This is a genomic window from Methanosarcina mazei S-6 (assembly GCF_000970205.1).
Classification (GTDB): domain Archaea; phylum Halobacteriota; class Methanosarcinia; order Methanosarcinales; family Methanosarcinaceae; genus Methanosarcina; species Methanosarcina mazei.
Genome location: NZ_CP009512.1, coordinates 2828488 through 2852164, shown reverse-complemented (window position 1 = coordinate 2852164; position 23677 = coordinate 2828488). Strand labels below are relative to the sequence as shown.

The following is a 23677-nucleotide window of genomic DNA, read 5'->3' as shown; positions in this document are numbered from 1 at the left end:
TTTACTGTAGTTGATTTTTCTAATGAATTACAGAATTATAAAGTTCGACAAAATTACTCAAAACCAAAAATACATTTAAACAAATACGCAGCAACGGAATATTCTATAAGTTATTTTTTTAATCTCACCCAAAATAATTCCTCTCCAACCTCCTCTCCCTTCCCGTCTGTTCACTCGCATAAGCCTCATATTCCCCGCTTTCCTTATCAAAAACAAACCTGTAAACCGTCCTGAAATAAGCCCAGTTTTCAACATAAGAATTCCTTGCATCGCTCAGCAGGACAGTAACCGTGCCGTTATCTCCATTTTCGGAAACCGAAAAAACAGGATAATCGATTTCCTGAGGAACGGCTGTGCTGTAAAGTTTTCCTGCTCTTTCAGCGTAGGTGGACGCATCGGGGACGCTGCCGGTTGAGTTAATTTTTTCGATAAAATCACTTCTTTCGATGCCTGAAAGGTAGCCGATTTCCATAATCTTGAAATGTGTGTCGTTATATTCGTATGCAGCCAGGAATTTTCCGGGTGAAACCGGGTAGGTCCCCTGGTAGCTTATTCTCGTTCCTTCGGCTTCGGAAATCTGGTTGACAAGGAAAAACTTGGCTACCGGGAGGACTGTAATCCAGACCAGAAGCACAACTGCAAGCGTCCTGTAAAGGCTGCGCCGGTTATTGGTTACGAAAGTACAGAACCTGTTGAATTTGCCGTTCCATCTGCCCCGGTTTTTCTGATATCCCACAAGCACAATAAAAATGGGCAGCAGGGGCAGTAGGTTTGCAATGGGGTCGAAAAAATAGACTGCTCCCATGATAGATGATTCTGTGCTGAACGGGAAAAGGGGGCGCATTTTCCAGCTTGTGGCATAATCAAGGTAGCTGTGGGACAGAATGGCTGCAAACCCCGCGGCTGTGAACAGGCGGTCTTTAGTCCTGAGCCAGATGAAAAGCGTGACAAGAAAGATAAACAGGATGGAATGCATGAACTCCCTGTGGCCCAGGAAGTAAAAGAGATGGGTTCTTGTCTCGTGGCTCACGCTGCTGCTGAGAAGGAAAAAAAGGGTGTATGGGATAAAATCGAGGTCAGGGAGGATTGACAGGAATGCCACAACATTTCGTTTTTTTCCTTTGAATCCGAGAGCAAGAGCGATCAGGAGACCGACTCCAAGATGGGAGAGTGTATTTACCATTTACTTTTATCCCGAGTTTTCTTTTGCTTTTATTCTCACTCTTTACTTTCTTTTTCCTATTATTTTTACTTTTTATATTCCCGGGCAAATTCGTTTCCTGTTTAATTAGTTTCCTGCTAAATTAGATTCTTATTCAATTTGTTTCTTACTCAATTTGTTTCTTGTTAAATTAGATTCTTATTCAATCTGCTTCTTGTTAAATTTATTTCCTATTCAATTTGTTTCATTTATGCTACTTTCAAATACTTTGCATTATAAGCGTTTGCCGGATTCTCAGGTTTGCTTTTACAAAAATATAACATAAGTTTTATCTTTTACCTTTAAATAGGTTCGATGTATAATTATATTCTGCATTAAACGTGCATCTGGTTTAATTTAAGCTCTGCATCTGTATTTAACACATAAAATTGCCTGGCGGCGATTTGACGTGTATTTGAGGAGATACGTGCAGACAGGTTTGAAAGACGGATTTCTGTTAAGCAGTTAAGGGGAAGATTGGTTAGCAGAGTTTGAGAATGGGATTTCTGGAGCCGGACGTACACAGGCGTGGAAATAAAGGCAACAATGCATATACGCCTGGAGTACGGATACAGCCCTGCAGAGGTTCCCTATCACATTTTGCAAGCCAGTTGATATTTTAAAGAGGGTTGAATAACATGGCTAAAGAGTTATACAAATTACCACCGTTAAAATACGGATATGCAGACCTCGAACCTTACATTTCCGAAGAACAGCTGCGCATACACCATGACAAGCACCATCAGGGTTATGTGAACAACACCAACTCACTGATGGAAATGATGGACAAAGCCAGGAAAGACGGAACAGACTTTGATTATAAGGCAACTGCAAAAGCTCTGGCTTTTAATCTGGGAGGGCATGTCCTTCATGACTATTTCTGGTGGGAGATGACTCCTGCAAGCAATGCCAGCAAAGAGCCTGTCGGCGACCTGGCTGACGTTATCAAAGAGGATTTCGGAAGCTTTGAAAGGTTTAAAAAAGAATTTACCCAGATTGCGTCAGGCGTGGAAGGTTCGGGCTGGGCAGCAGTAACATACTGCAACGACACCAAAAGGCTCGGGATAATGCAGATAGAAAAGCACAACGTGAACGTAGTCCCTGATTATCCGATCCTTATGGTTCTGGACGTATGGGAACATGCTTACTATATTGACTACAAGAATGATAGGGGCAAATTCATAGAAGGGTTCTGGAATATAATTAACTGGGAAGAAATCGACAGGTATTTCAAGAAACTTCAAAGCATGAAAATGGAATAATTCCATATCCTCAATAAAATAGTACGGCTGCAGTACCGGGAACTTCCCTGACAGGTTAACCAGGGAAATATTTTTTATTTCATTGCCAGCGAGGCGTTGATCCCGGTTGCAGTTTTTTTATTTTCGGTTTCAGTCTTTTTATTTTTCTCTTATTTTGCCGGAAACTACAACATGAATTGATTTTTATTAATAAAAATTCTCTGTAAATTATTAATAAAAATTCTCTGTAAATTATTAATAAAAATTCTCTGTAAATTATTAATAAAAATTCCCTGTAATGCCCATGAGCTTCCGAAATCACTCAAAATAATTTTTATCAAGCTTTTTTTCCGGTCTACCGTAGTGGCTTTCGTACACCTCGTAATCTCTACTTTCCCTGTCAAACACAAACCTGTAAACCGTGTCGAAATAAGGCCACTTTTTAACATAAGGATTTCTTGCATCGCTCAAAATTACGGTTACCGCGCCGTCCTTTTCGGATACTGAATATACAGGGTAATCGATAGCCTGAGGCACTGAGTTACTGTATAAATTACCGGCTCTTTCTGCATATCTGGAAGCGTCCGGGACATCTCCTTCAACGGTAACCCTGTCTACATAAAAGCTCTTTTCTACTCCTGCCCAGTAGCTTATTTCAAGGAGTTTATAGCGGGAATCATCGGCGGGATACGCTGCCAGGAATTTTCCGGTAGATATAGGGTAGGTATCATTGTAACTTATTTCTGTACCTTCGGTCCTTGAGATGCGGTCTATAAGGAAGATTTTTGCCACCGGAAACATTGTGGTCCATATCAGCAGGACTATGATGAAAGAGGCATAGAATTTGTCTTCGTTTCTGTTCACAAAGCTGTGGAAAATATTCAGCCTTTTTAATCTCCGGTCCCAGACATCTCTGTCCCGAACACTCCATTTTCCCCTGATTTTCAAATCCCACGGATACAAATCTTTGATATTCCAGGCATGCTTCTTTTTATATTTTCTTACGCCACGGCTCTTAATGTATTCCGCAGCTACAATAAAGAGAGGCAGAAGGGGAATGACATTTACCACGGGGTCGAAAGGATAGATTGCTCTGAGAGCGGACTCGTTTAAGCTGAAAGGGTAAAATGGGCGCATTTTTGCGCTTGTTGTATAGTCCAGGAAGCTGTGAAGGAAGACAGCCAGAAAACCTCCGAATGTATAAGTTCTGTCTCTGGTTTTTATCCAGATAAGAACTGCAAGAATAACTGCAAAAAAAACAGAATGTGTCAACTCCCTGTGCCCGAGCAGGTAAAATAGCTGGTTTCTCGCTTCGTGGCTTACGCTGCCGCTGATAAGCGTAAATAACGAATAGCTAAAATAATCGATGTCAGGGACTATGGAGAGAAGGACAAGGCCAAGCCTTTTCCTCCCCTTAAGACCGAGGGCGTGGGCAAGAAGCAGACCAATTCCAATATGGGATAACGTGTTTACCATATATCTACCATGAATTTATATTCCGTGCTATTATAACGCGCTTAATAGTTGTCATTCTGGTGAATCCAGTATTAAAATTTTAATGGAAATTAATGCAAGCAGAGAAGGTCTGATACCTTTAATTCTTACATATAACTCTCCGCTTATATTTACTTTATATTATATAAATAAATGGATAATTCCTATCTCAGTGTGAAAATATCTAAAATATTATGAAAGGAAAAGTTTGACCTTTTAATTTATATTTGACCCTTTAAATTATATTTGACCTGTTAAATTATGTTTTGCCTGTTAAATTATTATTCCAAAAGTTTTACCTGAACCAGTTTTCACCCAGTTTTTCTTCACTTCCCCCCTGGACACTCGCATAAACCTGGTATTCTCCATTTTCTTCATTAAAAATAAATCTGTAAACAGATTTAAAATAAGCCCAGTTTTCGACATAAGGGTTTCTTGCATCACTCAGAGTCACGGTTACAAAGCCGCCGTCTTTGGAGACTTCATAAACCGGATAGTCAATTTCCTGGGGGACAGCGGAACTGTAGAGGTTACTGGCTCTTTCAATATAGGTCGGAGCATCAGGGATATTTCCGTTTATCGAGACTTTTTCAATGTACTCGCACTTTTCGATTCCTGAAAGGTAGCTGATCTTCATAATTTTGTAATGGGTTGAATTATAAGAGTATGCAGTCAGGAATTTATTTGTGGATTCGGGGTAGGTATTCTGGTAACTTATCTGAGCTTCTTCTGTCCCTGATATATGGTTGATAAGAAAGGCTTTTGAAACCGGCATAAAAACAAGCCAGAGCAGGAAAACGAGAATCAGGGAGGCATAAAGTTTGTCATCAATCTTATTAATAAAATTATAAAAGTTATTTAACCTGCCATTCAGCATCCCTCTTTGCTTTAAACCTATCACAATCATGATTAAGAGGGGCAGGACCGGAAGAAGATTTATGAATGGGTCATAAAAATAGACAGCTCCAATTATGGATGCGTCTGTACTGAACGGATAGAAGGGTCTCATTTTCCAGGTCGTTATATAATCCAGGTAAACATGGGATGAAATGGACTGAAACCCTCCAAAGGTAAATATCGGGTCTCTTGTCTTAATCCAGATTAAAAATGTAACCAGGGCGATAAAAAGAATTGAATGCATGAACTCCCTGTGGCCAAAAAGATAAAAAAACTGGGTTCTTATGTCATGGGTAAGGCTATTGCTAACAGAAATAAATACCGAGTATGGAATAACATCCAGATCAGGGAGAACGGACAGAAAAGCTACTATTTTCAGCTTCTTCCCTCTCAGGCCCAGAGCCAGGCCAATAAGAATACCCACTCCCAGGTGAGATATTGAGTTTACCATGGACTGTGTTCCTGGAAAAAAAGCGTTTTTATTTAATTATATTAATTAAAGCTATATTTGCTTTTTGAAAAATCGTGTTTGGGAGTTGCAAAGTTGTATTTAATAATCTATAATAATTATACGATAAAAATTAATTTTTTAAGAAAAATCTTCTTGAAAGTGATAAATATATCTCTGTTTTCCCTGAAAAAAGTAAAATTTTGCAGAACTGAACGGATTAAAATTTTAAAAAAATAAAATTTACTGATAGAATGGTCGCATCCCCGGTTTCAGATATATCTTCCTGCCCGCTTTCAGAGACAATCCTCATATTCCGGGTTATGCTTTCTAGAAGACTTCTGAAAGTAAATCTCACCGGGAAGAATTCCCCGGTGCCGGGTTGCTCAGAGTCCTGTTAAAGAAATCAACCATCTCATCGTACGCGTCCTGTGCCACAAAACTTTCTGAAAGTTCTCCTTCTTTAATCATGAAGCCGTGAGGTTCGCCCTGGTAGACTTTCAGCTCAAAATATTTGTCAGCTGCATCCAGTTCGCCTGCATACCTGTAAATTTCTGAGATATTACTTGGCTCGTCTCTTGTCCCGTGTATGATAAGCATCGGGTCTTCAAGCTGGTCAATCATGCTTGCAGGCTCGTCAGGCTGTACTTCAGTTCCGCCCGAGTAAGGAAAACCGTACCATGCAACCCCGGATTTAAATTCCTCCACCTGGGGCAGAAAAAGCATGGTATACCTGCCGCCTGCACAAAAACCTGTTAAGCCCAGCTTTTCCGGGTCAACATCATCCCTGTTTTTCAGATAATTGATGCTGCTCCTGACAAGAGCTTCAACTCCGGAATCCGAAGGAGAGCGGGAATAGGTCTGCCATTGAGGAGCAACCACGACAAACCCATCTGCTGCCAGCCTGTCTGCCATGTCCTGATAACCCTGCTCAAGGCCGTTAAATGAATGTATCAGCACTACAGCCGGATACTCTCCATCTTCAGCCGGAGCAGAAATATATGCAGGATATTCCTGATCTTCAGCTGTGATATTAACAGTTAGGGTCTGGATCTGACCTGTAGTTTCAGAATTCACTGTCTCAGGCTCAGAAGCAAGGGCATTGCCTCCGGTTCCTTTTTCCACTTCCTCTTCAGCCTCCGGCCCTTCCGGGATAGGTTCCGGCGAATCAGGCTGTTCAGGTGCATCATCAGTATCAGAAGTCCCGGTGCAGCCTGAAGCGCTTAAAAAACTCAACAGAAGCATAATCACGATTAGTAATCTGGTTCGACTCATATAACCCCCTCATGTAATCTTTTTACCGGAAGGTGTCACGCTCTCATGATGTTCCGAATCTACTTTGAACCTGGAACACAACACTTCCCATTCTGCAATTACATTCAATTTTATTGGTCATAATATAAGTATGCACGATTTATATCTCAATAGTTATAATTTTTAAAGAGAAATATTCCTGAAAGATAAGAACCGAAATTTCTGTCATTGTCTATTTCTGTCATTGCCTAACTGATTAAGCTAATTGTTTAACTGATTCAGCATAAAATAAGATAAATCATTTTAAGGTCTTACATGAAGATATCAAGTAAAATTGTTTGTGCTATGTTATTATGGAGGGATAAGGAAAAGGGCTCTTGAAGCCTGCCGATTTGAAACTTAACTTCCCAAACTGATTAATTTTCAACGTAAATTTTAGATCTATATGATTTTTTCTACTTTATCAAAATATATCCGGTTTAAATATTTTGATAAACATACTAATAATAGTAAACAGTAAAACTGTGGACTTTTATAAAATCGCGATTTTATTTTGCATTTTCTTGCATAATATAGAAAAGGAGATGGTAAAGGGGTTAGCAAAAACGGAGCTTTTCAGGCTCCTGCCTGGCAGCAGGCCAGTACTCCTTTAGCCCGATTTTCATTCAAAGAACGAAACCCTCAATCTGTAATCTGAATGTAAAATATATTCTCTTTAATATATTATTAAATATTCTATCTTATGTAAAAGTGTGAATTAAAAAAGGAGACCCAAAATATGGTAAGCGAGATGACTCCAACCCGCCGAGCTCTGGCAGCAGTGCTCGGAGGCAGGGTCGATTATGTACCCCCTGCAAACCCCCTGGCTCAGACCACAACAGAATTAATGGCAATCTGCAATGCTTCCTGGCCAAAAGCCCATTTTGACAGCAAAATGATGGCAGATCTTGCAGCCGCTTCTTACGAAGTTTGTGGCATTGAGGCTGCGCGACCCCAGTTTGACATCTCTCTTGAAGCTGAAGTTCTGGGGTGTAAACTTGACTGGGATAAGCCAGACAGGCCTCCGGTAACAGGACCAGCTTATACGAACCCTGAAGATGTGACCTGGCCCGACAAACTGGAAGAAACCGGAAGGATTCCGGTAGTTCTTGGAGCAATTGATGAACTCAGGAAACGTTACGACGGGATGCTCCCTATCATCCCCTTACTGACCGCCCCCTTTACGGTAGCAGGTCACATAGCAGGCGTTGAAAATATGGCCCGGTGGACAAAAACCGATCCTGAAAAAGCCCATGCCTTCATTGATGCAGCAACAGATTTTGTTGTAGCTTACGGAAAGCTGCAGGCTGCTTACGGGGCGCATATCCTCTTCCTTGCAGATCCTTCGGCTTCCAGCAGCCTGATTTCTGCGGAAACATACCGGGAATTTGTACTCCCTGCCCACAGAAGACTGGCAAAGGAAATAAGCTGCCCCCAGATCCTGCATATCTGCGGAGATTCCAGTAAACTGCTGCCTTATATCAAGCAGAGCGGAATCGACTGCTTCTCCTTTGATACCGTCCCGGTCTGGTACTGCCGTCAGGTAATTGGCAACGATATGTCCATACTCGGAAGCCTGGACGTCATAGACCTGATGCCAAACGGAACCCCAGAACAGGTTTATAACAGGACCCGGGAATGCATACTGCAGGGGACAGATATTGTAGGGACTGCATGTGGTGTATCATACGGGACCCCGCTTGAAAATCTCAGAGCATATGTCAGGGCCTGCAAAGAGACTCCAATCCCAAGATATGATGACGTTGAAGATCTTATCAGGCAGATTGGAGTCGGCATCGGGCGAAACATGAAAGAAAACGTTCTGGGAGGGATGCAGGAATGATCAGGCATATTGACATCGCAGTCCAGAAGATTTTCGAGATGAAAGAAAAAGAACCTGCGAAATTCAAAAAACTTATTGATGAAGGGATCATGATCGGCCTCGGAGTGGACCTTGGAGACAGGAGCCGGGAAGAGTACACTGCAGGGCACATTAAGGAGCAGAGCAGGCCGAAAGACCCCGATTATGCAGCCGTAACAGAGGCAGTGATTGAAGGAGATAGCGAGGAAACTGTAAGACTCACAGTTGCCCTGCTTGAAAAAGGAAAAGACCCTACGGACCTTGTCTTAAATGCCCTTATGCCGGGAATTCAGACCGTTTGTGAGCTTTACGATATCGGAGAGAGTTATATGCCTGAGATCCTGCTGGCAAATGAGGCTCTCATAGGAGGGGTAAAACTCTGTCAGGAAAGGATCGGAGAGATCCGTTACGAGGGAAAAGTGGTATCCCTTGTTATTGAAGGAGACCTTCACGATATAGGCAAGAACATTGTAGCAGCTATCCTCAGGGCAAACGGTTTCGAAGTGGTTGACCTCGGAAACGACATAACAGTGGAAGCAGCCGTCAAAGCCGTAAAAGCAGCAAATGCCGACCTTGTTGTGGGAACAACCCTCATGAGTACAACAAAAGAGGGACTCAAAGTTCTTGCAGAGGTTCTGGAATCCGAAGATGTCCCTGTAGCCTGTGGAGGGGCTGCCGTAGACAGACGCTTTGTTGAGACCTTCTGTAACTCAGTGTATGGAAAAACCCCGCTTGACGCAGTAAAAATTGCAAAAAATATCTGTGCAGGAAAGAGCTGGAAAGAAGTCCGCAATGACCTTCACTGATTTTCTTTCCTTTTCCTTCCCTTATTTTTTTCTTTTTTCAGTTCTTTATTTGTAACTATTCAGGTAGCCTTAACGAGGCTACACATTTTTCCTCGTTCCGAGGAAAAATTGGATATAAAATGATTCCTTTTTAGCTTTATGAAACGTGATGAGATTCTTTCTTACTGTGCTTCAAATCCTGAAATTATTGTAGCTTACATTGAGAGTTTAGAATCTCAAGTTAAAGAACTCACTGAAAGACTTGTAGCCTTAGAATCTCGTTTAAATCAAAACAGTCGTAACAGCAGTCGACCTCCTTCTACTGATTATTTTGTCAAAGAGAAACCTAATCCCAAGAGTCTGCGTAAACCAAGCGGGAAGAAACCTGGAGGTCAGGAAGGTCATCCAGGCACGACTCTTGATATGGTTGATCATCCTGAGTAGGTAATAGAACATTCTTTGACCTGCTGCAAAGAATGCGGATCTACCCTTGAGAATGTTGAAGTTGAAGCTTATGAGAGAAGACAGGTCTTTGACATTCCTCCCGTAAATCTAATTGTTACAGAACATAAAAGTCAGATTAAAACCTGTCCTTGTTGTGGAAAGTTGAATAAAGCCGTTTTTCCCGAATCAGTGAAATATCCGGTTCAGTATGGCCCTAATATTTTAGCTTCAGCTATTTACTGTAAAAATTACCAGTTTGTTCCTTATGATAGAATTTCTGAGTTATTTGAAGACATTATGGGAATAAAAATCTGTCCTGCTACGATAATTAGAGCAGAAAGAGAATGTTTCCAGAATTTAGAGGAATTTGAAAACGTTATTAGAGAGAAGTTATTAGCCTCGCCTGTAATCAATTTTGATGAAACTGGTATGAAGATTGAAGGAAAAAGACACTGGCTTCATGTAGCTTCTAATGAAAAATACACATGTTATTTTGCTCATACAAAAAGAGGAGCAGAAGCAATAGATGCTATGGGAATTCTTCCGAAGTTTAAGGGAGTAGCAGTTCATGATGGATGGAAACCTTACAACGTTTATGATTGTGATCATGCTCTGTGTAACGCTCATTTACAGAGAGAACTTACAGGAATTGAAGAGAACTATAAACAGACATGGGCTAAAGAGATGAATGAACTGCTCACTGAGATGAAGAAATACACTGATGAGTGTAAAGAGCAATTAAGAGAACCTGATTTTGAGCAAATTAAAGCATTGGAAGAAAGGTTTGATGCAATTATCATTAGAGCGCTTGAAGAAAATCCGCATTCTCTAAATCCTGAAAAACAGGGAAAACGCGGTAAAAATCCAAAAACAAAATCAAGGAATCTGCTGGATAGGTTTATAGAACACAAAGAAAAGATTCTGAGATTCCTGACAGATTTGAAAGTTCCATTTGATAATAATCAGGCAGAAAGAGATATCAGGATGATGAAACTACAGCAGAAAATATCGGGAACTTTCAGAAAAGCAATGGGAGCGCAAGCTTTCTGCAGAATTAGGGCGTACATTTCTACAGGAAAAAAGAACGGTTTACCTGTTTTAGAGGGTATTCGTGCGGCGCTCATAGGAGCGCCGTTAACTATACTCTGAGCAGTTACCTTTATTTTTTCCTTTTCTTCAATTTTTTTAATCGGACAATTACCCGGTCCAATCTTTTTATAAACCAAATATTATATTGTCAGCACAAACTTTTTACAGGTTCCCGGCTTTTTGGTAAAGTCGGATAGATTTCTGCCGAGAAATATTAAATCAGGAGTTATTTTCTTGTTCCAGACCGAGCCTATACTTTACCTCCAGTCCCTTGGAACCGAATGGTTCACTTTTCTCATGATTATAATAACTTCAATGGGGTCTTCTGCTTTTTTTGCAGGCATAATAATCATTGCCACCCTCGGGATTGATTTTAAAAAGGGTTTTCTTCTGTTCCAGCTGCTGCTCTGGACTGCTCTTCTAACCGAGACCATTAAAGCACTGATCGCTTTCCCGAGGCCGGATTTTGTGGACAGCCGGGTACTTAACTTGGAAGATGGTATAGAAAATACATCTCCTTTTAATGGAAACGGCGAATCAGGCTTTTTTAAACTTCCGGACAGGGAGATTCTGGAGTCGTTTCGCCTCCAGAAAGTATTTCCTGATTCCCCTTTCGGTTTTCCTTCAGGGCATGTTGCACTTACCACTGCCCTCTGGGGAGGGGCTTCCCGTGTCTTCAATAGCAGGACAGCTGGCAGACTGGCTCCCATGGTGGTGTTGCTCATGGCTTTTTCAAGGATGTACCTTGGAAGGCATTTTTTAGGGGACGTGATCGGCGGGGCTGCCCTGGGTTTAACTCTTCTGGTTGTCTTCACATACTTCTTAAAAAGCCCACTAAAGGACGATTTTTTTGAAAAAGAGAATTTTAAACTCGCTTTCAGGCAAAAGAACCTCTTTTTTTATTCGGCTATGTTTGCCGTCCCTGTAGTTTTTGTATCCCTGTCACTTATAAGCGGGGAAGTAGCGGGTTTTTTCCTTGGGACAAACACGGCATATCTTCTTATAATCAGAAAGGGGCTCCCGGAAGATGAAGGAAGTACCGGGCAGAGGGCTCTCAGGGTATTTATTACACTGATGATGTTCGGGTTATCAGCTCTCGTTCTTGACGCGGGGTTTGGTATTATCGGCATTGCAGGTTACCCTGACGATACACTTATTGAATTTTTAAAATCATTCATCCCTGCATTTACCATCTGGATTTCTGTCAGTATCTGTATAAAGCTGGGCCTGTATAATATAGCCTCCACGGAGCAGATTGAGTAAAGAAAAGATATAAGGGGGTCGAGGATAAAGCCCCTTACCCGGTGTTAAATGCACTATTATATTGAGAAGGTTAAAATAATATTATTTCGTAGATAACCAGACCCTGTTGATACAAAAGACAGTTTAATGTTGACTTCCAGTATAAAAAACAACAAATTTTAAATCATCGTAAGTTAATTTAATCTGTAATCTACAATTAAGGAATAGCTTAAATAATGCTTTTTACTATTGAGCGTATTCACAATTCACTTGAGAAACATCAAACTGAAAACCGCAACCTGCTGGTTGTAACTGGTGGAAAGGACTTTGCGGCCGTTTCACCTGTGGAACATATTTCTCACGGCAGTATAACTTATATATCATATATACCTGATCAAAACAACGAGGATGACATTCATGGAATTTGAAAAATTGAGACATGGAACCGAACTTATCAAGCGGGGCTTTGCACGGATGCAGAAAGGGGGTGTGATCATGGACGTTACAACCCCCGAACAGGCCAGGATCGCAGAAGAAGCCGGAGCAGTTGCTGTTATGGCCCTTCAGGCCGTCCCTGCAGATCTCAGAAAAGCAGGAGGGGTTGCACGTATGGCAGACCCCGAAATTGTCCAGCAGATTATTGATACGGTTACCATTCCTGTTATGGCAAAGGCAAGGATCGGGCACTTTGTAGAAGCCGAAATTTTAGAGGCACTTGGCGTTGACATGGTAGATGAGTCCGAAGTCCTTACTCCTGCCGACCCCTTCTACCACATAGACAAAACACAGTTTACAGTGCCTTTTGTCTGCGGGGCAAGAAACCTTGGAGAAGCCCTCCGCAGGATTAACGAAGGTGCAGCCATGATCCGGACCAAAGGAGAAGCCGGAACAGGCGACGTCAGCCAGGCAGTAAAGCACATGAAGCAGATCCAGGGAGAAATCCGCGCCCTTGCAGGCAAGACCAAAGAAGAGCTTATAATGGTCGCAAGAGAGATTGAAGCTCCTATCGAACTCGTGGTCGAAACCGCAAAAATGCAGCGCCTGCCTGTGGTGAACTTTGCAGCCGGTGGAGTTGCAACCCCTGCCGACGCAGCTCTCATGATGCGCCTTGGTGCAGACGGAGTCTTTGTCGGTTCAGGTATTTTCAAAGCCGAAAATCCGGAAAAGATGGCAAAAGCAGTTGTTGAAGCCGTCAATAACTACGATAACCCTGCAAAACTTGCAGAAATCTCAAAAGGCGTGGGTGCAGGAATGAAAGGCATCAGCGCAGACATGATCCCTGTGCAGGAAGCCCTTCAGGAACGCGGCTGGTAAAACCAACCCGATTTCCGTCTCGCCCGAGTCCCGTCTCGGGAGGACGGTGTCCTTTTCGCTCGCTTCGCTTCGCTCAAGAGGACTAATTTATAAGTTATTTCGGTGAGATAAACTCAAGGGGACTAATTTACGGGTTCTACTGAGCTTAGCTGAAACGGACTAATTACCAGATATAAAACGAGTCTCTTTCAAGAGGCTAAAATTCAATTTTTAAAAACAGATTTATTCTTGCAGGTTTGTAAGAATAAACCAGTTTAATCTTTATATTTTTCGATTCTATAAGCCGGATTAATTCTGGAAAATGGTGTTTTTAATGAAAATAGGTGTAATCGCTATTCAGGGAGCGGTTTCTGAGCATGTTGATGCTTTAAGGAGAGCCCTTAAAGAGAGAGGGGTTGAGGCTGAGGTAGTTGAGATAAAGCACAAAGGAATTGTGCCGGAGTGCAGCGGAATTGTGATTCCTGGCGGGGAGAGTACAACGCTTTGCAGGCTGCTTGCCCGCGAGGGAATTGCAGAGGAGATAAAAGAAGCGGCTGCAAAGGGAGTTCCTATCCTCGGGACCTGTGCAGGGCTGATTGTCATTGCAAAGGAAGGAGACCGGCAGGTAGAAAAGACAGGTCAGGAACTGCTCGGGATTATGGATACCAGGGTCAACAGGAACGCCTTTGGGAGGCAGAGGGATTCTTTTGAGGCAGAACTTGAGGTGTTTATCCTTGACTCTCCATTTACGGGCGTGTTTATCCGGGCTCCGGGAATCGTGAGCTGCGGGCCGGGCGTGAAGGTGCTTTCCAGGCTTGAAGGCATGATCGTTGCTGCAGAGCAGGGAAATGTGCTGGCACTTGCATTCCATCCGGAATTAACCGATGACCTTAGAATTCACCAGTATTTCCTGGATAAAGTTTTGAACTGCTAGAATTACAGTATGGATCAGGTTCATGGGTTTTTTTCCGAAACCTACCCAATTTATTTGCGTTTGGCATGAAAATACGTGATGAGAAAACTCATCACGTACTCTCTCCTTCTTTTTTTCCAATAATTGTGATAATTCTACTAATTATTGTTATACGCTCGTCAACTGAGAATATTTTCGTTTCAACAATCTCCTGTAATGGGCATGAGTTATTGAAAATCACATCCATATGAATATCTTTAAATTTCTCTCAAATAGAGAGGATATACTTGCTTTTTTTGAATTGATCAATAACTTGTGGACACGACCTGAATATGAAATTGAGAAAATTGATTCTTATGACATAAGGCAAAAGATTCTCAATATTTTTTATGTTGGTTGGAAGATGCTAAGGTTTTCTAAAAGGACTTTGTATTATACGAAACAAAATACCAAGTCTGATAAACCTTTTACCCTTAAAAGCCATTTTTTGGAATGAGTGAATCAGTGGGACGCGTTAGTTTCAAGCCAAAAATAAAATGTTATAGATTTTACTTTAAAATGTATTTAGTTTTATTATTTTTGGTCTATTCGACACAATGCTAAAATCTAGTGATGAACTTAATATTAAAAATCACTAGATTTTGAAAATTGTCGCAACTTTTGAATATTACCTTTTAATTGATGCCGGTAGAGCTCGAATATTGAATTAGATTGAAGACTGAATTCTTTTTGGAAATTCAACGTTTCAATCAAAAAATGCAAAAATCACTAGATTTTGGAACTGAGTCGTCTATTCTATCCCACTTTCCGCAGATGTCCCTTCAATTTTTACAATTTTTGCTGCTGTCGTTTTTTTATAAAAAATTTCTTGGCTGCTCAATATGTGTTTTTGAAATATCCCATTATTTTCGATTTTTTGCCTTCATTGAATACTTCCGGCACCTATTTTTCGAAACTTCATTCGAGAAATTAACTGCAGATTTTAGAATAATTCTTCAAAAACGATAACAGTAAAAATGTTATTTTTTTGAAGACATCTGCGGAAGGTCGGTTCTATGAATTTATATCTTCTTTTGAATCTATATCTGAAATTTTAAAGCCTGAGAAAATTTTAATTTCATTGTTTTCAATTTATTGGAAAAACTCATAAAAATGGTAATATCCAGAGTCCCTTTCTCCATCCATAGTTAACTGAAGAAACATCATGGTTTAGGCTATATATTATCAGATATATACAAGAGGGCGATGTCAGGAGAAAAATACTTCTAACATAATTTTAGGCTAAAAGAGGGAGACTTTATTTCGGCACATATGGCAGTCATACCATAAAATAGAGTAGTTTAAACACACCACCAAAGTTCTCTAGATACTGGAAGGCAGATTCTAGAGAGTCAGGGAGTTAATAAGTAGGATATGTAGAAAACATTAAAAATGGCGCAATTTAAAATGGCACACCCTAAAAACGGAACAATCTAAAAACGGCACATTCTAAAAACGGATTGATTCAAAAATGGCAAGAATTCATTTAGCCTAAAAGATGTCCTAAGATAGACCCGAAAAAACGGTAAAAAATGTTATCGAACCCCAATAATTAAAAATAATAACCTCCATGACAGAACTTGGACATTCTGTCCGAACCCGAAGGGTCTTGAACAAGAAGCAAAACGATAGTTGATGACTCTTAAATATTCAACTATCGTATTATTTCTTTCCCTGTAATTGCATTATGGGATATCTAAAGGGAAAAACACCTAGAGATAAGTACCATAAAGATATTAGAGGTAAAAAATCCAGGTATTTTTTTGGCTGTTTACGGAAAATAAATGGGAGCATTGGTTTCAGATTAACAGTGAACGTATGTATAGTTTTTACTGTGAAATATGAAAATGCGTATGTATTCACGTACAATATGTAAATATGTAAATTATACAGAAAAATAGTAAAAATAGCCTAAGAAGAAGCAGTAAAAGGATTGAAAAATTAGTTACATAGTTTAGTAAAATTCAGTTAAATGGTTCAGAATTGAAGAGGGTTAAGGATCGGGATAACTTATTCAGGGGAGTCAGGATAATCAATTAATTTTTTAAGACGATACACTTCTATTAAGTTAAAAATCTTTTTTGAAACAAAAAAATATATACTACAGACTCTGAATAATAAACGATTAGATTTGTAGAAATTATATATAAGTGATTTTATATATAAAGTTGGGGGATAAATAATAGATTCTGCTATTCTGTTAGATCCCTAATTTGACAGAATCTACTAATTAATATAGTATTTTATTACACAAAACACATTGCATTGACACATTATATTTTGACAAAATGAAAAATGTCAAAAATCATAAGATGCAAGACAAAACATTGAATTGTATAAAGAAAACAGAAGCATGAAGCCTATTTAGACATTACAAAATATGTGCTTCTGTCAAATTTGGGTTAGATACAGGTAATTTGATGGATGTATTGTTCTCTAAGAAAGACTGGAAAATTAACAAACTTTGAATTTAAAATCATTCAAAGGTAAACCTGTATCTTTGAGTCTGATGCTAAATAATCAGGAAATCTAAATTTGAGGCTATATATGGTTTTTAAAAGAACAGATAGCCAAGAGCCTATATCATATCAGGCACTCTTATATGAGAATAATTCCTTGAAAAAAGAATTAAATAGCCTGAGAACGCGCTTAACGGAAGATGAAGAACTCAGGCATGCAGAAGAGGAGTTGCGAAAAAGTGAGGAGCGATATCGCACACTCTTTATGAATATGACAGATGGTTTCCTCCTTGCAGAAATTATCTGTAACAAAGAAGGTAAGCCCTATGACTATCGTTACCTTGAGGTAAATCCTGCTTTTGAACTCCATACAGGGATGAAGAGGGAACAAATATTAGGCAGAACTGTACTGGAAGTGTTCCCTCATGTAGACCGCAAGCGAGTTGAAAAGTATTTAGAAATAGCGTTCACAGACAAAGCAAAGCATTTTGAAGTTTTTAGCCAGAAAATGTGTAAATACCTTGATGTTTACGTATTCAGTCCTGAGAAAGGAAAGATTGCTATAATTTTTATAGATATTACCGAACGAAAGCAGATTGAAGAGAAAACTCATCAGCGGGCCGAAGAAATAGAGACAGTTATGGAAGTTGCGCCTATTGCCATCTTGATTAGTCACGACCCTCAATGCGATAATATAACCGGCAACAAGATGGCAAACGAGTTCTATGGAGTTAAAACTGGAGAAAACGTATCAGCTAATATCGTACCTGTACGGCGTTACTTCCATAAAAGCCATGAATTGGCTACAGACGAATTACCCATGCAAAAAGCTGCTTTTAAAGGCATCGACGTGCGCAACGAAGAGATAGATGTACTGCTGCCAGGTGGGGAATGGAGGGCCCTTCTGGGATCAGCCAGTCCATTACATGATGCCGAAGGTAATGTGCGTGGCGGTGTTGCCGCATTTATGGATATCACTCAAAGAAAAAAAGCAGAAGCTAAACTAAAAGAAACCCTCGACAATTTAGAAGAGCTCGTTAAACAACGTACAGAAGAGCTTGAGAAGGCTTATGATTCTTTAAAGGAAAGCGAAGAGCATCTGCGGTTAACATTGGAGGGTTCAAAAGCTGGAATGTGGATGTGGGATCTTCGGGCGAACTGGAAAATAACGCCTCAAATGAATGCTCTGCTTGGTAGATCCGAAAGCTCACCCATAAAGTACGAGGAATTTATTTCTATGATCCATCCCGAGGATCAGGAGCGGGTTGCACAAGCCTGGAATAAAGCGATTGAATGTAAAGACTTCTACGATCAGGAGTACCGCATATTCTTGCCGGATGGCAGTATCCACTGGCTGAGCTCAAAAGGTTCGGTAATCGAACTGCATTCAGGAATCCGTCAACTAATGGGCATCACTACAGATATCACCGAACGCAAGCAGGCAGAAGAAAAAATTCGGTATCTAGCGAATATCGTAGAATCATCAAATGATGCTATCATAACTAAGTCCCTTGATGGTATTATCACAAGCTGGAACAAAGGAGCAGAGCAGATATACGGCTATACAGCCGAAGAAATTCTCGGAAAGAATATGACTACTCTGGTGCCATTCCCATCAGATCACGAAATGGAAGCATTAATTGAGAGAATTAAAAAGGGAGAAAAAGTTGAGCATTATGAGACTTTGCGATTAAGAAAAGATGGTATAATAATAAATGTCTCACTCTCTCTTTCCCCAGTTTTCGATGTCACTGGAAAACTGACTGCTATCTCGGCTATTGTCAAAGACATAACCAGAAGTAAAAAAGCAGAGGAAGCCCTACGCAAGAGTAAAGAACAGTATCAAACTTTATTCAATTCTATCAGTGAAGGCTTTGCAAATTGCAAAGCAATCTATAATGAGCATGGTACACTCTGTGACTTATTAATTTTGGATATAAACCCTGCTGGAGCAAGACTTTCAGGTTGTGAGCGGGAAGCACAAATTGGTAAAACCATGCGTGAAATATGGCCTGATGTTGAAGATTACTGGTTTGAAGCTTATCAAAAAGTTGACCAGACAGGCGAATCTATTCAGTTTGAGAATTTTGGCAACATGCCAGGCAAATGGTTTACTATTCAAATCGATAGGATTGAAAAAGGTCAATTTGCAGTAACATTCAGGGATATTACTGAGAAAAAAGTGGCTCAAGAAGCCCTTGCAAAAATTGAGACTGCCCGTAATAAGGAAATTCATCACAGGATTAAGAATAATCTACAGGTTATCTCCTCTCTTCTGGACCTTGCAGCTGAAAAATTCAGAAATAAAAACCATTTAGATAGCTACGAAGTTCTTGAAGCCTTCAGGGAAAGCCAGAACAGAGTAATGTCTATCGCGTATATCCATAAGGAACTGCATGAAGGTGAAGGGCTTGAAAAGCTGAATTTCTCGTTATATCTTGAGAAGCTTGCTGAAAACCTTTTCCAGACTTATAGTGTTGGACATTCCGGTATTAGTTTAGATCTGGATCTTGAGGATAATGTGTTCTTTGATACAGATATTGCAGTTCCTTTAGGAATGATTGTTAACGAACTTATTTCAAACTCCCTCAAATATGCATTCCAGGGGCGGGATAAAGGTACAATTAGAATTAAGCTCTTCAGTGAAGGGGTTATAAATGAGTCGAATAGTAAAGACGAGCTTAAAAGAAAAAACACAAAATACACCCTTACAGTCTCAGATAACGGAATTGGCATCCCAGACAATATTAATTTAGAAAACACAGACACACTCGGTCTGCAACTTGTAAGTACCCTTGTCGATCAGTTAGACGGTAAAATAAAAATTGGAAGAGATCAAGGGACAGAATTTAATATCTGTTTTAATACATGCAATAACGGAGATTAAAGAAAAATAAATAAAAATAGATTTACTTAGATATCCGAACAATTAGAAAACTGATTTCCTTATATTAATTTGAATGATTCTTAAAAAGAGAGCATTATACATTTATCAGGATAATTTTTGAAAAAACTTTTGTGCACAATCTCTACAATACAGCCTATACTTTTTTGTTATTATATATCCCCATAATTTGGTGCAAGTTGTAGTATTCGAACTTTTTACAGAATAAACTTTTTCTAAAAACAGAGGAAATGACAGGTCGATAACCGGGAGTTTAGTAGGGGTCTTGTGACAACAAATGATTAAGGAGGAAGTTTTTGTGTCTGAATGGAACAATCGACCTGTCGGGGATTACCATAAGTATAATTGTATAAAAAGGTATTGATAATTATTAATTAGTAACTATCCTACGAATTATCTAATTATCAGGTGTTTTTAAGAAGAGTAAATACATTTTATATTAAGGAAGAACTGGAAGACATAGAAAGGGAACAGGAGGAATAGGGATGACTGAAGAACCGGTTAAACATGGTGCGGGACTATATGCAATGGATATGACAGTAGGGCTTTCCGACCACGAACTTGAAAAATAAATGCTCTCAGATCGGATTTAAAGCTTTCATGGAAAGAGCTACTGGATAAAATTCAAATGGTTTTCAGCAATAGGAGTTCAAAAGGGCCTCAGACTGACAGGATAAACTCCCTTAAACCTGAGCTAAATCTGTCCTGGTCTGAACTATTAAAGAAAGTCTGTTTAATGGAGTTAATGGTGGTGACGAAAGAGTGATAAACATTATTTTCTTTTTGAACTAATGCTGTTTAACAAAAATGGTGTTATCAACCTTAATATGTGTTTGAAGTTTTTTTCTTTACTTTGAAACTTTTTACTCAAACATAACTTTTAATACACTGAAAAATTTTATATAAATAAGTTGATATATAATGATTATCCATTATATTTCGGGTTAAGAAGTAAGACCACTTAACTCTACCACAAACATACCCAAACTTGTAACAAACCAGTACAGTAAACCCACAAAAGCAAGTACTACCATTATAAAAGGTCTGAAGTCACTGATATTTCTTAAAATTAAATGCTTGTGTGAGCATAAGATTTAAAGAGGCTCCTGGGGGGCAGTAAGTTCAGTGACTTTAGACCTTTAAGATGGATTTTTTTCAAGATGCTTCAATTGACTTTAATTTTACGAATTTTAGAACAGTATTCTTCTTTGCTCCAATCCCTGATAACCAATTTTTTATATATTTGTCGCTCTTTAGTTAGTTATAATTCAAAACACCATCAACCCTCTAAATTATTAAATAAGTGATAGGGTGATAGTGTGATAGTGTAATGTGTAAAAATTTATTCTGGTAAATATAGATCTAATGAAGGGGTGAATTAAATGGTAAAATTAAGCAACGAAATGGTAGAAGACTTTGCAAAAATGAAGATCTTTCCCTTTGCAACTGCTTCCAGAAATGGAGATCCGAATGTCATACCAATTGGCTTTTGTAAGCTTCAGGAAGATCGAGAGACAATATGGATTGCGGATAACTACTTCCATAAGACTCGCCACAACCTTGAAGAAAATCCAAGGGGAGCAATCTATGTATGGGGTCCCGAGATCAAGGGCTGCTATCAGATAAAAGGGGATTTCGAGATTAAAACTGACGGGGAAGAATATGAGAATATGTATAAGACTGTCAAGAAAATGGGAGAGAGGTTCCCTGCAAAAGCCCTTGCCATCATGAAGATCACGGAAGTTTACGAGTGCAAATCCGGCGATGGAGCTGGAAAGCAGCTTCTCTAAGTCCTTTCGTTTCTCTTAATAGGTAATAAAATTTCTGATTTTATTCTGATTATGAGGATGTTATTTTCGTCCTCATATCATCTCTTTTTTCGATGAGATTCGACATAGTACACCGAATAAATGTTATCTGATGTCTTTCTTCAGACAATTATTACTAAGGGAGCGCAGAGGGTCACGAATACCCCATCCTTTAGGGTGGGGATGAAGTGAACCCTCGCCTCTTCGTTTTTCACTTTAAATATCTTAATCCTTGCTTTTTTTGTAAAATAAGCTTGTTTTTGGCACCATAGCCACCGATGGTGCCATCCATCTATGGCTAGGATGTGATATCAGTTGGAATTACACAGTTTTAGCCATGGCTATGGTCAGATTACCTACCACATCGTGTTGGTGCCTAAGTATCGATACAGTATATTCTACAATAAGCGAATTAAAAAAGATTGCGAGTTAATTTTCAGTAACATTTGCACTAAAAATGGCTACAAAATACATGCAATGGAAGTAGTAGACAATCATGTTCACTTGTTTCTGGAATTCCATCCAAGTAATTCTCTGTCAGAGGTAATTCAATATTTGAAAGGAGGCAGTTCTTACAGACTGTTCAAGCTCCATCCTGATCTTAAAAAACAGTATTGGGGTGGAAGTCTATGGTCAAATGGAAAGTTCTATCGATCCGTTGGAAACGTAACTGCTGATACAATTAAGCATTACATTAAAGAATCGCAAGGAAAACCGAGTGAAGAGTCTCAATTGTATAGATTCATGAGATCCGAGCAAAGAAAACTTGATGATTTCTAACTACCAAAACAACCGGGCGGGCGGCCCGAAGCATACCCCATCCTTTAGGGTGGGGTGGCCGCCCGCAATTTGATTTTGATTTTGTAATATTCTTTCATAAAAGCAGGCATGCTGATTGTTTGAGAATTTGCACAGAAGTTATATATAGTCGGGCTTTTAACCTTTTTTTGGGTAGTAATATGAAAAGATGGAAAATATTAATAATATGTATAATTATGGGACTGATTTTTATTCCTGCAGTTTCAGCCGAAGAGGAATACACGGTAAATTCTGACACAGAAGATACTTTTACTTCTGCCGGAAAAGATTATATTATTAGCCCTTGGGTAGAAAATTCATCTGATGCAGAAAACCCCATTTTCTCTGTGCTGTCAACCCAGTACATAACTCAAGGACAGACTAAAACTCACTATGTAAGTGTAGGTTCAGGAATAAATTATCTTGAAGTGGACTTGAACTGGGGAGATACGAGTGATTCTCTTACGCTTAGGATCTCTACCCCATCGGGAAGTAACTTGGGACCCTACCGTGATAATTCTGATGGAAGCGTAAATGGCAGGATACATTTCAGTATCGACCCTTCCCAGGGGTATGTAGAACAGGGAAGCTGGGAGTTCAAGGTTTATGGGGAATCGGTTAGTGGAACCGAGGACTACACATTTAATCTTTACCAGCACTAAGCTTGAAAAAAAGCTTATCATCTGTTTACTATTTTTTATTCTAGCAACAACAGCCGAGGCTACCGAATATACTGTAAGTCCTTTTCCGAGCGATCAATCTGGAGCTTCAATTAATGGAGAAGAAGTAATAGAACTTAAGGACTTTACAGTTTACTGGCAGTTCCTCCTGTGGCTGGCCCTGATGCACGTATTATCGATAATAGATATACTGCTGAACCCTGCAAAGCTTATTTTCGCAATACTCGGGTTCCGAATTGTAGATGGAGTAAACGTACTTGACAATCCTGCCCGGGATAGCATTTATGCCTATATTAAAGCTAATCCTGGAGTCTGTTTTAGTGATATTGCGAAAAGTATGGGCTTGAACAGGGGAACGGTTAAGTATCACATACAAATTCTGGAAACTCAAAAAAAAATTGATGTTTATAAAGACAGTGGAAAAATAAGGTATTTCCAGAATAACTCCATGTATGGTGAAAGAGAAAAGAAAGTTCTTGTGGCTTCTCAAAGCATAACGAATCAAAGGATAATCTCAGAAATATTAAATGGTAAATGCAATACAAACGTGGAGCTTGCGCGTGAAATTGGAGTCTCAAGGGGTACGATTAGCTGGTATATGAAAAACCTTAAGGAAATAGGCCTTATAAAGGAAACAAAAAGAGGAAGAAGTATAATCTATAAAATAAACATTTCGTACAAAAACCTGATAGAAAGATACAAGTAAATATTTAATTGCTCTGCATATGTTACATACAAAAAGGATCTAGAAAAGTTAACCGCAATTTACTGCCATCTTTTTTTATGT

16 protein-coding genes and 1 pseudogene are annotated in these 23677 nt (G+C 39.5%); 13 read left to right on the top strand and 4 right to left on the bottom strand.

All coding sequences use genetic code 11. The features are described from left to right. Positions 1 to 124 precede the first annotated feature (124 nt). Complete coding sequence (locus tag MSMAS_RS12190; protein WP_011034346.1) at positions 125 to 1183, bottom strand: metal-dependent hydrolase; 1059 nt, start codon at positions 1181 to 1183, stop codon at positions 125 to 127. Positions 1184 to 1698: 515 nt separating this feature from the next. Between MSMAS_RS12190 and MSMAS_RS19805 the strand changes: the two genes are divergently transcribed. Both MSMAS_RS19805 and MSMAS_RS12185 read left to right on the top strand, forming a co-directional pair. Next, positions 1699 to 1824, top strand: coding sequence for a hypothetical protein (locus MSMAS_RS19805; RefSeq protein WP_259637153.1), 126 nt, complete (start codon positions 1699 to 1701; stop codon positions 1822 to 1824). A gap of 15 nt (positions 1825 to 1839) precedes the next feature. After that, entirely contained in the window at positions 1840 to 2463 is a 624-nt protein-coding gene (locus MSMAS_RS12185; RefSeq protein WP_015412537.1) for a superoxide dismutase, read from the top strand. A gap of 297 nt (positions 2464 to 2760) precedes the next feature. On the opposite strand, the gene MSMAS_RS12180 is transcribed toward MSMAS_RS12185, so the two are convergent. The 3 genes from MSMAS_RS12180 to MSMAS_RS12170 form a co-directional block, all read right to left on the bottom strand. Next, the gene (locus MSMAS_RS12180; protein ID WP_011034348.1) at positions 2761 to 3918 is read right to left on the bottom strand and encodes a metal-dependent hydrolase; all 1158 of its coding nucleotides are present in this window, start codon (positions 3916 to 3918) and stop codon (positions 2761 to 2763) included. Positions 3919 to 4231: 313 nt separating this feature from the next. Further along, complete coding sequence (locus tag MSMAS_RS12175; RefSeq protein WP_048038730.1) at positions 4232 to 5284, bottom strand: metal-dependent hydrolase; 1053 nt, start codon at positions 5282 to 5284, stop codon at positions 4232 to 4234. A 351-nt stretch (positions 5285 to 5635) separates the two neighbouring features. Further along, positions 5636 to 6556 carry a dienelactone hydrolase family protein gene (locus MSMAS_RS12170; RefSeq protein ID WP_048038729.1) on the bottom strand — a complete coding sequence of 307 codons (921 nt, stop codon included), beginning with the start codon at positions 6554 to 6556 and terminating at the stop codon, positions 5636 to 5638. Positions 6557 to 7313: 757 nt separating this feature from the next. Between MSMAS_RS12170 and MSMAS_RS12165 the strand changes: the two genes are divergently transcribed. The 11 genes and pseudogenes from MSMAS_RS12165 (at position 7314) to MSMAS_RS12100 (ending at position 23596) form a co-directional block, all read left to right on the top strand. Continuing rightward, the gene (locus tag MSMAS_RS12165) at positions 7314 to 8417 is read left to right on the top strand and encodes a methylcobamide--CoM methyltransferase (RefSeq protein ID WP_011034351.1); all 1104 of its coding nucleotides are present in this window, start codon (positions 7314 to 7316) and stop codon (positions 8415 to 8417) included. Further along, positions 8414 to 9241, top strand: a complete 828-nt coding sequence (locus MSMAS_RS12160) for a methylthiol--coenzyme M methyltransferase (RefSeq protein WP_011034352.1) — start codon at positions 8414 to 8416, stop codon at positions 9239 to 9241. Before MSMAS_RS12165 ends, MSMAS_RS12160 begins: the two co-directional genes overlap by 4 nt. 138 nt (positions 9242 to 9379) lie before the next feature. Further along, a pseudogene (locus tag MSMAS_RS12150) lies at positions 9380 to 10813 on the top strand (IS66-like element ISMma14 family transposase). A gap of 174 nt (positions 10814 to 10987) precedes the next feature. After that, entirely contained in the window at positions 10988 to 12016 is a 1029-nt protein-coding gene (locus MSMAS_RS12145; RefSeq protein WP_226987596.1) for a phosphatase PAP2 family protein, read from the top strand. 396 nt (positions 12017 to 12412) lie between these two features. Continuing rightward, on the top strand, positions 12413 to 13309 hold the full coding sequence (gene pdxS, locus MSMAS_RS12135) for a pyridoxal 5'-phosphate synthase lyase subunit PdxS (RefSeq protein WP_048038723.1): 897 nt from the start codon (positions 12413 to 12415) through the stop codon (positions 13307 to 13309). A 313-nt stretch (positions 13310 to 13622) separates the two neighbouring features. After that, entirely contained in the window at positions 13623 to 14222 is a 600-nt protein-coding gene (gene pdxT / locus MSMAS_RS12130) for a pyridoxal 5'-phosphate synthase glutaminase subunit PdxT (protein WP_011034355.1), read from the top strand. 2565 nt (positions 14223 to 16787) lie between these two features. Beyond that, complete coding sequence (locus MSMAS_RS12120) at positions 16788 to 19586, top strand: PAS domain-containing sensor histidine kinase (RefSeq protein WP_052273705.1); 2799 nt, start codon at positions 16788 to 16790, stop codon at positions 19584 to 19586. Between the two features lie 1400 nt (positions 19587 to 20986). Beyond that, entirely contained in the window at positions 20987 to 21394 is a 408-nt protein-coding gene (locus MSMAS_RS12115) for a pyridoxamine 5'-phosphate oxidase family protein (RefSeq protein WP_011034358.1), read from the top strand. Between the two features lie 333 nt (positions 21395 to 21727). Continuing rightward, on the top strand, positions 21728 to 22192 hold the full coding sequence (gene tnpA, locus MSMAS_RS12110; RefSeq protein ID WP_011032309.1) for an IS200/IS605-like element ISMma21 family transposase: 465 nt from the start codon (positions 21728 to 21730) through the stop codon (positions 22190 to 22192). Positions 22193 to 22371: 179 nt separating this feature from the next. Further along, positions 22372 to 22872, top strand: a complete 501-nt coding sequence (locus tag MSMAS_RS12105) for a hypothetical protein (protein WP_048038721.1) — start codon at positions 22372 to 22374, stop codon at positions 22870 to 22872. After that, complete coding sequence (locus tag MSMAS_RS12100) at positions 22832 to 23596, top strand: winged helix-turn-helix transcriptional regulator (protein ID WP_011034360.1); 765 nt, start codon at positions 22832 to 22834, stop codon at positions 23594 to 23596. The genes MSMAS_RS12105 and MSMAS_RS12100 overlap by 41 nt, the downstream gene beginning before the upstream one ends. Positions 23597 to 23677: the final 81 nt, after the last annotated feature.

Bases quoted from the DNA above. Each gene is read 5' to 3' on its own strand.
- MSMAS_RS12115 (WP_011034358.1), top strand. From the start codon at position 20,987: ATGGTAAAATTAAGCAACGAAATGGTAGAAGACTTTGCAAAAATGAAG.
- MSMAS_RS12160 (WP_011034352.1), top strand. From the start codon at position 8,414: ATGATCAGGCATATTGACATCGCAGTCCAGAAGATTTTCGAGATGAAA.
- MSMAS_RS12180 (WP_011034348.1), bottom strand. From the start codon at position 3,918: ATGGTAAACACGTTATCCCATATTGGAATTGGTCTGCTTCTTGCCCAC.
- MSMAS_RS12170 (WP_048038729.1), bottom strand. From the start codon at position 6,556: ATGAGTCGAACCAGATTACTAATCGTGATTATGCTTCTGTTGAGTTTT.
- pdxS (WP_048038723.1), top strand. From the start codon at position 12,413: ATGGAATTTGAAAAATTGAGACATGGAACCGAACTTATCAAGCGGGGC.
- MSMAS_RS19805 (WP_259637153.1), top strand. From the start codon at position 1,699: ATGGGATTTCTGGAGCCGGACGTACACAGGCGTGGAAATAAAGGCAAC.
- pdxT (WP_011034355.1), top strand. From the start codon at position 13,623: ATGAAAATAGGTGTAATCGCTATTCAGGGAGCGGTTTCTGAGCATGTT.
- MSMAS_RS12175 (WP_048038730.1), bottom strand. From the start codon at position 5,284: ATGGTAAACTCAATATCTCACCTGGGAGTGGGTATTCTTATTGGCCTG.
- MSMAS_RS12105 (WP_048038721.1), top strand. From the start codon at position 22,372: ATGAAAAGATGGAAAATATTAATAATATGTATAATTATGGGACTGATT.
- MSMAS_RS12185 (WP_015412537.1), top strand. From the start codon at position 1,840: ATGGCTAAAGAGTTATACAAATTACCACCGTTAAAATACGGATATGCA.
- MSMAS_RS12165 (WP_011034351.1), top strand. From the start codon at position 7,314: ATGGTAAGCGAGATGACTCCAACCCGCCGAGCTCTGGCAGCAGTGCTC.
- MSMAS_RS12120 (WP_052273705.1), top strand. From the start codon at position 16,788: ATGGTTTTTAAAAGAACAGATAGCCAAGAGCCTATATCATATCAGGCA.
- MSMAS_RS12190 (WP_011034346.1), bottom strand. From the start codon at position 1,183: ATGGTAAATACACTCTCCCATCTTGGAGTCGGTCTCCTGATCGCTCTT.